Here is a 10675-nt window from a genome sequence, read left to right on the forward strand (position 1 = left end):
CAGGCGCTCACGACACTAATGTTCATCAGCTTTTTCTCAATAAGACTCTTCTTAATGACACTATTCTCAATAAAATGGCCAAAATAGAGGCTTGTTGAGATATGTACTTTTGTATGCGTTTGCCCTGTTTTTGAGGCCCCACGGATTGACTAGCGATGTTCCTTCAGGTTGCCCAGCTCGTCTCTCTATGAGTCTTACCAGCTTTGCCAGATGACTATGCTCATTAAACATTTCCATGGGCAAAATTTGATCGGTAAGGGTAGTCCAGGAATCTTTACTGAACTAGCAATAGACTTTATCAAGGCTTTGCTTTGCTTGCCTGACGATGCAGTTAAATGTACTTAGAAAGGGTCCATTGTAGATAACATTCGCATAATTATAAATCGGGTCTCTGGTGTCAGAGGTCAATTGTTTACTTGAATCAAGGTATGGCAACCAGTCATTGCCCTTGGCGCATCTCGCTATGTCAGCTATTTTGCTGACAATTTTTAGGGTGCAATTCCCTGGCTGTTTTCGGTGTTAATGTCCTTCATTTTTAATAGGCACCAACGACTAGAGAGCCAGGAAACATTGTTGCAAAACAAATGCACAACAAGTTTGCGTGAAGTTTACTACAAAAATATAACACATGAATAAATGGTCAGGTTCCTTAAAACCGTCTTGGTTTTTAGTGGCACCGCTAGTTTCTGGTGTGGTTGCGATCGCAACCCCCAGCCAAGCGGCTAGTTTAGCCTTCTCAGAAAGTTTACTAGAGGTCACGTTTAACCAAGCTTTCTTCTCCAGTAGCACAGATACCGATACTGATACATTTACCATTGCCGATGATGGCGATGTTTCAGCAGAGGCAGTTGCAGAGGCGGTGATCTTTAATGACCCATCCGATGCATCCGTATGCATCTTTGGCCTCGGCAATCCCGGTGCCTGCAATGTGGCATTCAGCGGAGTCATTGGCGACAATGGCAACAACTATTTTGGCCAAGCTAAAAGCACGGCTAAAGTGTTGGGTAACTTTTTTGTCAGCTCTGGTGCTATTTTTGCCTTTGATTTTATTGCCTCCCTGCTACTTCAAACCGAAATTGACCGACCTGACATTGAAACAGCCCAGGCTGCCGGGACAGTTTCCTTCTCCCTCTATGGTGGTCCTCAAGCCCAATCCCTATCTCTTTTAGATACCTTTACCCTGTCAGGGAGCTTATCAACAGTAGGCCCAGGGGATAGCTTAGTCGCACCAAAGGGTAGTCATGCCCTGACGTTTGATACCAGCTTTGATCAATCTTTTGGAGGGCAAGTCGAGTTTGTTGATGCTTTTGTAGAAGGATCGTATAACCGTAGTTTTGAAAACGATACCTATTTACAATTGATAGAGGTGAAAACTACTACTGCCTGTGTTGCCACTGCTGCAAGTCAGCAAGATTGCAAACAGTCGGTGCCAGAACCCATGAGCATATTAGCGCTATTAGCACCACTCTTGGGACTCATGGGTATATTTTTGAAAAAAGAACATCTACCTAATTAGTTAGAGATCGTTACCGATAAAAGAGACGACTAAGGGGCCGCATTTTGCAGCTGGGATCTTAGGTAACAATTTCTTAACCTACGTACACTAAAATGCACCTTGCTCGATCGGTATTGAGCAGGTGCATTTTAGTAATTATTTGACCAAAATAGACCGAAATAGAATTCATACAAGAATCTGCCAAAATGGCCACACCCCTCCTAAGAAGTCGCATATCTTATTTACAAGAGCAACGGGAGTTGCTTAAACATCTTTTTTTGGAGAGTGCATAAATGCTGATTAATGATCTGAGCTATCTAGGTACTGTTAATGAAGACACCGACATCTCTGGTGGCAGTCGCTATCATCATCGTCGTCGTCCAGCCAGTGCTCTAGCAACGGCTGATGCTTCGGCAGTGGCTCTTGGTAAACACAGTAAAACTGATACATATACTAGTGCACAGGCTGTTGCAGGGGTAGGATCTGAGTCTTATTCTGGTTCCTACGCTTCTGCTCGTAATTAACAGATAATTCTTGCCAAGAATTAGCCCTCTTAAGAATCGCTGAAGGAATTATCTAATATGCTCTTTCGGCGATTCTTGTCGCATCAACAAGAATGGGTGATAGCTGCGATACATGCTAGTTTCCTCTCGATTAAAATACTTTGCAGATACTTGATATCTGCGGCATTTTATTGTTTATCGTCAGGACTCTTCGTGCGTTGCTGTACATCTTTCTAAAGGTGTGAAGAGAATTTTTGGCATTAGAGACAGGATAAAATCACGAATTACACAAGACAAGAAGATTAAAATAATGACCTTATTATCTTGTGTAAAGAAAGATTTTTTTAGCAATGACTTATCACTTGATAAGGAGAAAACAATGAGTCAGTTAGTGATAGAAGACCTAGAGTTTTTCGAGGTCTTTTCGAATCAGGTTAATATTAACGGTGGTTTTAGTCGTTCAGGCAGAGGTTCAGGGGCCGATTTAGATGCCGATTTGGATGCCGATGTGAGTGCCACGCTCCATATTAGTGGCAGCCTAGCGGGAGGACATATTAAGGTTTTTGCCCGAGGCAGTGGTGCCGCTGCCGCCGCCAGTGCGGCTACCGTCAACGGTCGAGCTTCTGCCAGTGCCTACGCCCAGGCTTAAAAATACTTAAGGCTTACATCCTTAGGTTGAGAGAACATGCGCGGTTGATCTCTTTCATGACAAAATTTGCTCCTCTGCTGTAGTGAAAATTGCGTAGTAAAACCAACTTTTTAGGAGTCAACAGTTCTGTTGGCTCCTATTTTTATGAATTGCAATCATCACTCTCCTTGTATGTCTCCCCTCCACAGAAATTGTATTGCTTGGAAAACTTCTGCCAAATTGGCAACATTCTCTTGGTGTGGCTCGATATAGTTAACTCACTGACCAAATCGATGGTTGGTGAGTTAATGTAAAAAATTGGAGAGAAAACCAATGTTTATTTCTGACTTAAGCTACCTCGAAACAACTGTGTCCTCTGATGTCTTGGGTGGCAGTCGTGGTGGAAAAGGTAAGCGTGTTGATATCGACATCACTAGCATCAAGCAGGTTGCTACTGCAAAATCTAGTGCTTATGCATATAAAGGTAATGCTAAATCCACAGCTATTGCTGTTAACGTAGCATACGCTTAGTAGTGATTGGATGAAGCTAGGCTTGATATTTAGATGGGAGAGTTTGAGATAACCTAGGCTCTATCTAGTCTTCATTTTCGAATCGAGGCTGATAGAACTCTCCTTTATAGACAAGTCTAGTGTTAGATGTCAAGTTCAGCATCCGAAAAGAATCGTTGTAAGGCTGCTCATGGACCATGGCGGAACTTGCAGCGATTCTTTTGTATGCAGCAATTCGTACAGATTGGTTCTTCACCTCTCACAGGAAAAGGGTAATGAAACTATCCAATTATGAAATTGACTTGGTGATTGAAGAGACTACTACAACCATTAGAGCTTTTTCAAGGGCAACATCTAAAGGCTTTTTCCCTGATTTCTTTGTCAGTAATGTCAATACAACTCAGTCCACTAGCACCTCAGGGAGCGTTACAGAAGCCATTGGCTTGGCGATCTCAACACCGCTCACATCGGCTGATGGAGCAGACATATTCCAGGGTACAGCCGAAGTTTCGGCCATAACCGATACTGTGGCTATCGCTGATGCCCTGGCAATCAGTGAGGCTATGGACGACGCGGTGGATATGCGGGTTACGGTCTTAGGAGATGCCTTTGCGACGGTCACTGGCAATGCAATTGCTGTGGGCATTGACAGCAGCAGTACAGTTTCTAGTGGCGATGGTGCCGATCTTATTCTGGGACAGGCAATTTATCGTGGAGCCATAGGGCCTGAAGTGAATGCGACGACTATTGGCATCCGGGGTGGGTCCTATGATCTGGGCAATGGTAATGATATTGTTAGGGCCATTGCCTCCGGTGGTGGGATCAACATAGGTGTCCAAGATGTGTTGATCGATGGTGGAGAGGGAGCTGATACCTTTGAACTGCAAAGCGGTACTGGTGTCGTTATCGGTGGCGGCGGCGATGATCTTCTCTTGTTGGAGGGTAGTAAAACTGACTACACGTTTACGGCTTTAACATCCTCCCTGGGTGTAAGTATTCAAAAAAATGGTACAAACCTAACTGTGAGTGATGTTGAATCGTTTCAATTCGCTGGCGATCTGGCCATGACTTATCAGTACACAGATTTATTCACGGTCTAATTTTATCTCCTTTGGTTAGTCAGAAAAATCACCTGACTCCTATGGTTTCTCGAAAAGCTTTGCTGCTCGATCTGTTTATTGTGGGAATTTTTATCTCACTGTCTGCTCCAATTTTCATTAGAGGTGAATTACCTCACTGGTCTTAAACCACGTCCAAGTTGAAACCTTGAGTTTCCTCACCAGAAAAACTACCGTTCTGGACGTGAACAAGGTTTATATAGAGTCCAACTACTTTAGTATTTTACTCTTGTGAAATAACGGTTGTCAGCCTCACCTGCCAGACCTTAGAGCCATGTGTATGCATTTCATTACTCCATAATAGATTATGAAAATCGAAATCATCAATACATTAGAAGCTTTTAGCGCCATCAGACGTAATTGGGAATTTGTGTATCAATCCGATCCTGAATCCTTATTTTTCGTTTCTTGGATTTGGCTGTCTGGGCGGCTAATGCATCATGATCAGGGTTCAGAGCCTTGGTCTATCTTGGGACTAAAGGTAGATGAGAATGATGATGATGCGGACTATGTGGCTTTTATGCCGCTCGTAATCGATCTGGATGAAACTGTTCCTGGTACGTTATACACTGAGCTCTCCATTGCTGGGGTGACGGATGCAAATCATGTTCCATTTATCTGTCTTCCAGACTATGAAGCGGCTGCATTATCAGCGTTTGCTAGCTATTTGCAGAGCGATGAGACGTGGTCTGTCCTGACCATCCGTAATATTGCCAAAACAGATCCTCGACTAAGTCGATTTTTAGCTCACTTTCCTCAAGAAGATTTTAGCGTTCAAGAACAACACCATGTGAATGATGTTGATTGTATCGACAATAATATTGTTCCCTATATTTTACTGCCCGATAATTGGGACAGCTATCTCCAACAATCGTTGAGTCCCAATACAAGGCAAAAAGTTAGACGACTCTTAAGAAAAATTGGCCACAGGAATGAGTTTCAGGTTACCCAGGCCAACGCAGACACCCTAGATCGTGATCTCAAAATCCTGTTTGATTTTTGGGAAAAAAGTTGGGCAGGGAGAAAAGGTGATGCCCACTGCCATAATATTTTGAAGTATGCAGAACTGAATTTACGCCATTGTTTTGCCAACGATTGTTTATATTTGTCGGTGCTATGGCGAGATCATCAGCCGTTGGGAGCCATTGCTAATTTAATGGATTGGCAGAAAAAATCGATCCTTTTCCTGATTGGCAGTCGAGATGACACGGTTAAAAATATCTCATCGGGTATTATTCTACATGCCTTGGGTATTCAATTTGCGATTCAAAACCAATTTAAAGTCTATGATTTTTTGATGGGGAATGAGGCGTATAAGTTTTCCTTAGGGGCTCAGGAGCGGCCCATCAAGATTGTGGTATTACAGCGCCAGGATGAACCCCAGAAACCTCGCAAACTCGATCCGAGAACCCTGCCCCAAGCCCATAAAATTGCATCGATTTACCATCAGCTCAATCGCTTGCCTGAGGCGGAGAAAATCTATCGCCAAATTTTATGGGCCCAACCTGGGCATCCCAAGGCTCTCTACGGATTAGGGGTGATTGCCCAGCGGACAGGCGACTTTTCATCTGCTGAAGTGTTATTCAGACAGTTTCTGAAGTTGCAACCCGATAATGTTAAGGGATGGTTTAGCCTAGGGACACTTTATCAAACCAGGGGGGAGTTGATAGAGGCTGAACAGGCGTTTCGGCAAGCATTGACCCTGCCCACGGTGGCCTCCGTAACCGCTGCGATCTATCATAATCTTGGTTACCTATTGCAGCAAAAGGATAGCTGGAACGAGGCCATTGAATGTTATCAACAGGCCCGGACGCTTCAGCCTGATTGTATTGAGGCAGAGGTGAGTTGGGCCAATGCCCATTATCATCAGGGCAACCTATCGCCAGAGAAACAGAAGCATTATGCTGTTCTTAATCATGATCTAGGCGATCAACGCCAGGAGGCGGGGGATTTAAAGGTTGCGATCGCATATTATCGCCAAGCAATCCTCATGCAACCTGATCTTGCTAAGCCTTATTATCAGTTAGGTCTAGCCTTAGCAGCCCAGAGTGAAGCCGCCGAAGATGAGATCATGGCCTGCTATGAAAAGGCATGGCAACTGCAACCCACCTATCGTGAGGCCGAGGTGGCCCTGGCAAATATGCAGTATCGCCAACATCAACTGCCCACAGCGAAATACAGTCACTATGCAGCAGCTAACTATGACCTGGGGAATGACTATCGAAAAAACAATGATCTCGATGTTGCGATCGCATATTATCGCCAAGCCATTCTGATCAAGCCTGATCTGGCTGAAGCCCATTACCAGTTAGGATGGGTCCTCCAATTAAAAGGCCAGAGCCATTGGGATGAAGCGATCACTTGCTACCAAGCAGCCCAAGCATTAAAGCCCCATGACTCAGCCGCCGATATCTGCATAGCCACTGTGCGATACAGACAAGGCACGCTATCTCAAATGGACCAACAGATCTATGCTGACCAAGTCTATGGGTTAGGAAATTCTCTCAAGCAGGCCGGTGACATGGACGCAGCCATAGAATCCTACCGTCTGGCAATTGCCATGAACCCATCGTTATCAGCGCCCCGAGATGCCTTGAGACTTGCCCTCCAGGAACAGGATAACGTTACCATTAAGGTCAGTTGTGCAAAGCGATAGGTCGACAATACGTTGAATGGGTATCAACTTCAGCCGGGAAATCCTGGCTAGGTGGGGACTCAGGGGACAGAAGCCAGTGAGGCCCAGGTTCCTGACTCCTGAACACTATCCTTAAGAAAACGTCTCGCTTTGAGTTGGTACCCCGTTGAATTAAATCCTACCCCTGCAACATTTTTTTCTTAAATTCCTCTCAATACCCCTCTCAATACCCCTAGATGCTGATAGACCTTGCATATATAGGGTCTGCTAAAAATGTCGATGGTGTTTGACTGAGCCATTTTCTCCAGCCCCCTCTTAACCTAGCCTGGGTCGTGTCAACGGCCTCTAAATAATTGAGATCGAGGATCCTCCGTCTAGACTCGGCACGATGGGTATGCTGGGGGTGGGCAGCGGGTGCTGCTTGATGGTGTCGACTGATCCGTTTTAACCCATTTTCTGACTGATGATGTACTTGCATCAGGCGGTGGTAGGTGCGATATGGTATGTATTGCAACGGATTGTGGCCTGCGATGCTGAGAAATAAAACACAGGCCCAAGAGTATTTACCATCAAGGATTGCCTCGATGACTTCATCAAACTTTTCCTGATGCATCAGCTTTCTCCAATAGGGTGAATAATGGCAATTTTGGCGTCTATTCGATCACGACGGAAGCATGACTAGCTGCATAACTCGTGACCTGGTTAGGAGATACCTCCACCTCCACCATCTGCTGATAGGTGGTAGTCTCCTCACTGTGATCATCAGAGATGATCATAACGCTGGTGGCTTCGGCAATGGTATGACCATTGGCCGTAACGATCCGTTTTTTAATCACTTTTCGTTGTCTCATACTCAGCTATCTCCTGCTTAATCTAATGACTTAAAACTTATATACTCAGCAATAGCTCACTCTCTCGGAACCATCTCTACAGGCATGGGAGTTTGTTTTTTCTCCCTGAACCCCTGAGCTCTGCCCCCGTCATCCACCTCACTATAAAGCAGATAATTAATTTCCCGCTCCAGCCATTCTTCAAATAAATCTTGGATGATCTCTTGTCGAACTTCATCGGTTAACTGAGCTGATATGAATGCCTCAACCATCAATAGACCATAGCTAGAGTTTATTTCGATGGGGCCAATAAGAGTGCCTATGGGAGCACCAAAAACAGCAGCGGCAACAGCGGGTTCAAGCTTCCATCGAGATATTTTACCCTCATAGCCACACCGGAGGCTACGGTCTGGGTCACTATCATATCGATGGGCAGCGCTATGAAATGAACTTTCCTTTTCTAGGATTTGATAGCGGATTTCCTGAGCGAAATGATAGTCCTGAACTTGCAATTGATAGAGTAAAACCTGATCAAATTGGAGCTTGTTTTGTGAGAAATACTTTTCGACCTCTGCGTCAAACAATGAGGCAGCTAATTTTTTCTCTAATAAATGGGAACAGATACCCGCCTCCCAATCCTCCGGATCCATTAATTGTTCTGTGAGCCATGCCAAGGTATCAGCCGCTTTTTCTAGGTGGTTCTTGCGGCGGAGCTCCTCGGCTTCGGCTTGAATCTCTGACGGAGTGACCGTGAGATTTCTAACCTGAGCCCCCTGCTGAATTACCTGTTGACTCAGGAGCTTTTTATAAATCCCCCGCAGTTGTGAGGTTTGCCTGAGATAGCTAACAACCTCATCTGGGGTGAAACGGGCTTGAGAAAAATCCGCCATATTTTTAGAAAACGACGAAACTATGGATAAATCAGCTATAAACTCCTCCAAGAATATCTGGGGTCAAATTATAAATCAGGCCATTTTGGCCCCAGATAAAGTTTGTTATACAATCTTTACAAAAAGGCTGCATTCCTCAGAAGATATTTCTGGATCTACCATGGGGAGAGGTTCGGCTTGTTCCATTGGCTGCTACAAAGTTTCGAACTAAGTCGCGCAGTCCAGCTCCCACCTCGAATGGACCCCTTGGGGTTATGACCATCGTCTAAGTAGGAGAGATCTACGATGGGCTGGATTTTAGGATATTCGCGGGATGTTTGCTGTCCAGAAGACTGATTGCTGCGCTCCAAATGATAATTCTCTTTAACTAGACGATTGTAGGTACGGCAAGGCATATATTCCTTGGGATTGTACCCCCTAGCCCGTAGCCACAGCACACAGGCCCAGGAGTATTTGCCATCTAGAATAGCCGTCATCATGTCATCTAATGAATTATCCATTTTGATATCCTTGTTTGTTATTAAAGTGATTTATCTATGGCGGGGGATCTCTATCTAAGGCATCACCAGATGCTAGAGGGAATTTTCTAATGTTTTAGAACCATTGGGAGTATTACAAATTGAGTCCACCTTTTTGCAGTTGCTTGAAGGGCGATATCAGAATATCGATGACTCGACGTTGTCGAATAGTAATATCCACAGTGGCAGTTTGTCCGGGTTTAAAGTGTTTGAGCCCCTTCTCCGTTTCGAGATGGTTTTGCAAAAGCTCAATTTCTACTTCGTAAACCTCCCCCAAGGCTTCATCCTTAATCGCATCAGGGGCCACCGTCACGACCTTCCCTTCAACCGTTCCATAGTCCTGGTAAGGATAGGCATCAAATTTAATCCGAGCCGTCATTCCCTCCTGGACAAAGCCAACATCACGGTTTGCTAGCTTTGCCGATAATACTAAGGGGACACCTTTAGGGGACACCTCAGCAATGGCTTGACCCACCTGTACCACCTCATTGGGGTTGTCTATTTTAAGGGCCAGTACCACACCCTCGACGGGGGCATGGAGGGATGTATTGTTTAGCTGGGTGTAGGCTTTTTGTAATAGGGTTTCGGTTTGCGTAATACTGGCATTGAGTTGAGTGATCTCAACCTCTAGTTGTTGCAAGCTTTGGCGAGCTTCTAGGACATAACGTTGGCCTTCGGCCTGTATTTGAGTTTGTTCAGCATCCAACTGCCTGATGGCTGAAAGCTCTTCCTGAAGGTCACCATGGGTTTGAGCCATGGTCTGTTGTCTGGCCAACAGCGCTTGCTCCGCATCAAACACATATTCTTGGGAAATCGCCCCATCAGCCTTTAGCGATGTCAACCGTTGAATGCGTTCTTGGTGTGCGGTAATTTCACCCTGCATTAGGTTGATTAAGGATTGAGCCGTAGCGACATTGGTTTTTGCCCCATCGATTGCAGCGGTTTGCGCCAAGGTGCTGGCTTCGGAACTGGTCTGTCGAGTTTGAATCTCTAATCGTGTTTTCTCAGCCAATTCCTGGGTTTGTCTGAGCTGATCTTGGTAGGCTTGCAACGCTTGCTCCAACTGGCTAATCTCCGTCCGATCTAGCCGATCGTCTAGTTTGAACATCACTTGCCCAGCTTCAACCCGATCGCCTTCCTGGACCAGGATATCCGACACTTTTCCCTGGCGGACTGGCATCACGGTGTACACCTCTCCCTGGGGAACAAGCTGCCCTCGAGCTGAGCTGACCTCTTCTACCTTGCCCACATAGGCCCAGAGCCCAAATGTAATAAAAAATACAACTCCGCCTGCCAATAGGCGATAAGGTAATTGAGCTGGGGGATGATCTAAGGTCGTTTGTAATGCCGTAGACCAAGCTGCTGTGGGAATAGCGGGTGGCGGCAGGGTGGATGAAAAGGATTCAGGCCGATTATTCGCTGGAGCTGATCGATGAAGTTCAGACCGTGTCCTACTGGCAATGGTCTGGGAATCCTTGGTTGTTTGAGGAGATGCAAGATCACTGGATAATTTTGTCATGGCTAAGCATGCTAGTTACGCATTTATAC

At 45.4% G+C, this 10675-nt stretch carries 11 protein-coding genes; 6 read left to right on the forward strand and 5 right to left on the reverse strand.

Features of this window, described 5'->3' with window-relative positions:
- Positions 1-670: 670 nt before the first annotated feature.
- The 6 genes from VB741_RS22845 to VB741_RS22870 all read left to right on the forward strand — a co-directional run bounded on the left by VB741_RS22845 (position 671) and on the right by VB741_RS22870 (position 6910).
- Positions 671-1516 carry a hypothetical protein gene (locus tag VB741_RS22845; protein WP_323367526.1) on the forward strand — a complete coding sequence of 282 codons (846 nt, stop codon included), beginning with the start codon at positions 671-673 and terminating at the stop codon, positions 1514-1516.
- Positions 1517-1788: 272 nt separating this feature from the next.
- On the forward strand, positions 1789-2019 hold the full coding sequence (locus VB741_RS22850; protein WP_323367527.1) for a hypothetical protein: 231 nt from the start codon (positions 1789-1791) through the stop codon (positions 2017-2019).
- A gap of 358 nt (positions 2020-2377) precedes the next feature.
- The gene (locus VB741_RS22855; protein ID WP_323367528.1) at positions 2378-2647 is read left to right on the forward strand and encodes a hypothetical protein; all 270 of its coding nucleotides are present in this window, start codon (positions 2378-2380) and stop codon (positions 2645-2647) included.
- Between the two features lie 312 nt (positions 2648-2959).
- Complete coding sequence (locus VB741_RS22860) at positions 2960-3157, forward strand: hypothetical protein (RefSeq protein WP_323367529.1); 198 nt, start codon at positions 2960-2962, stop codon at positions 3155-3157.
- Between the two features lie 254 nt (positions 3158-3411).
- Complete coding sequence (locus VB741_RS22865; RefSeq protein ID WP_323367530.1) at positions 3412-4236, forward strand: hypothetical protein; 825 nt, start codon at positions 3412-3414, stop codon at positions 4234-4236.
- A 325-nt stretch (positions 4237-4561) separates the two neighbouring features.
- On the forward strand, positions 4562-6910 hold the full coding sequence (locus VB741_RS22870; RefSeq protein WP_323367531.1) for a GNAT family N-acetyltransferase: 2349 nt from the start codon (positions 4562-4564) through the stop codon (positions 6908-6910).
- A 211-nt stretch (positions 6911-7121) separates the two neighbouring features.
- On the opposite strand, the gene VB741_RS22875 is transcribed toward VB741_RS22870, so the two are convergent.
- The 5 genes from VB741_RS22875 to VB741_RS22895 form a co-directional block, all read right to left on the reverse strand.
- Positions 7122-7505 (reverse strand): HetP family heterocyst commitment protein, encoded by a 384-nt coding sequence (locus VB741_RS22875; protein ID WP_323367546.1) that lies wholly within the window; start codon positions 7503-7505, stop codon positions 7122-7124.
- Positions 7506-7542: 37 nt separating this feature from the next.
- Positions 7543-7740 (reverse strand): hypothetical protein, encoded by a 198-nt coding sequence (locus tag VB741_RS22880; RefSeq protein WP_323367532.1) that lies wholly within the window; start codon positions 7738-7740, stop codon positions 7543-7545.
- 56 nt (positions 7741-7796) lie between these two features.
- On the reverse strand, positions 7797-8609 hold the full coding sequence (locus tag VB741_RS22885; protein ID WP_323367533.1) for a peptidylprolyl isomerase: 813 nt from the start codon (positions 8607-8609) through the stop codon (positions 7797-7799).
- A 155-nt stretch (positions 8610-8764) separates the two neighbouring features.
- A complete protein-coding gene (locus VB741_RS22890; protein WP_323367534.1) occupies positions 8765-9109 on the reverse strand; it encodes a HetP family heterocyst commitment protein in 345 nt (114 codons plus the stop codon).
- 112 nt (positions 9110-9221) lie between these two features.
- Positions 9222-10646 carry an HlyD family type I secretion periplasmic adaptor subunit gene (locus VB741_RS22895; RefSeq protein ID WP_323367535.1) on the reverse strand — a complete coding sequence of 475 codons (1425 nt, stop codon included), beginning with the start codon at positions 10644-10646 and terminating at the stop codon, positions 9222-9224.
- Positions 10647-10675: the final 29 nt, after the last annotated feature.

It is taken from the genome of Leptothoe sp. PORK10 BA2 (assembly GCF_034932105.1).
In the GTDB taxonomy this organism is placed as follows: Bacteria; Cyanobacteriota; Cyanobacteriia; order Phormidesmidales; family Phormidesmidaceae; genus Leptothoe.

Coding starts and splice junctions, on each gene's coding strand:
- VB741_RS22895 (WP_323367535.1), bottom strand. CDS start 10,646: ATGACAAAATTATCCAGTGATCTTGCATCTCCTCAAACAACCAAGGAT.
- VB741_RS22880 (WP_323367532.1), bottom strand. CDS start 7,740: ATGAGACAACGAAAAGTGATTAAAAAACGGATCGTTACGGCCAATGGT.
- VB741_RS22860 (WP_323367529.1), top strand. CDS start 2,960: ATGTTTATTTCTGACTTAAGCTACCTCGAAACAACTGTGTCCTCTGAT.
- VB741_RS22850 (WP_323367527.1), top strand. CDS start 1,789: ATGCTGATTAATGATCTGAGCTATCTAGGTACTGTTAATGAAGACACC.
- VB741_RS22870 (WP_323367531.1), top strand. CDS start 4,562: ATGAAAATCGAAATCATCAATACATTAGAAGCTTTTAGCGCCATCAGA.
- VB741_RS22885 (WP_323367533.1), bottom strand. CDS start 8,609: ATGGCGGATTTTTCTCAAGCCCGTTTCACCCCAGATGAGGTTGTTAGC.
- VB741_RS22865 (WP_323367530.1), top strand. CDS start 3,412: ATGAAACTATCCAATTATGAAATTGACTTGGTGATTGAAGAGACTACT.
- VB741_RS22890 (WP_323367534.1), bottom strand. CDS start 9,109: ATGGATAATTCATTAGATGACATGATGACGGCTATTCTAGATGGCAAA.
- VB741_RS22855 (WP_323367528.1), top strand. CDS start 2,378: ATGAGTCAGTTAGTGATAGAAGACCTAGAGTTTTTCGAGGTCTTTTCG.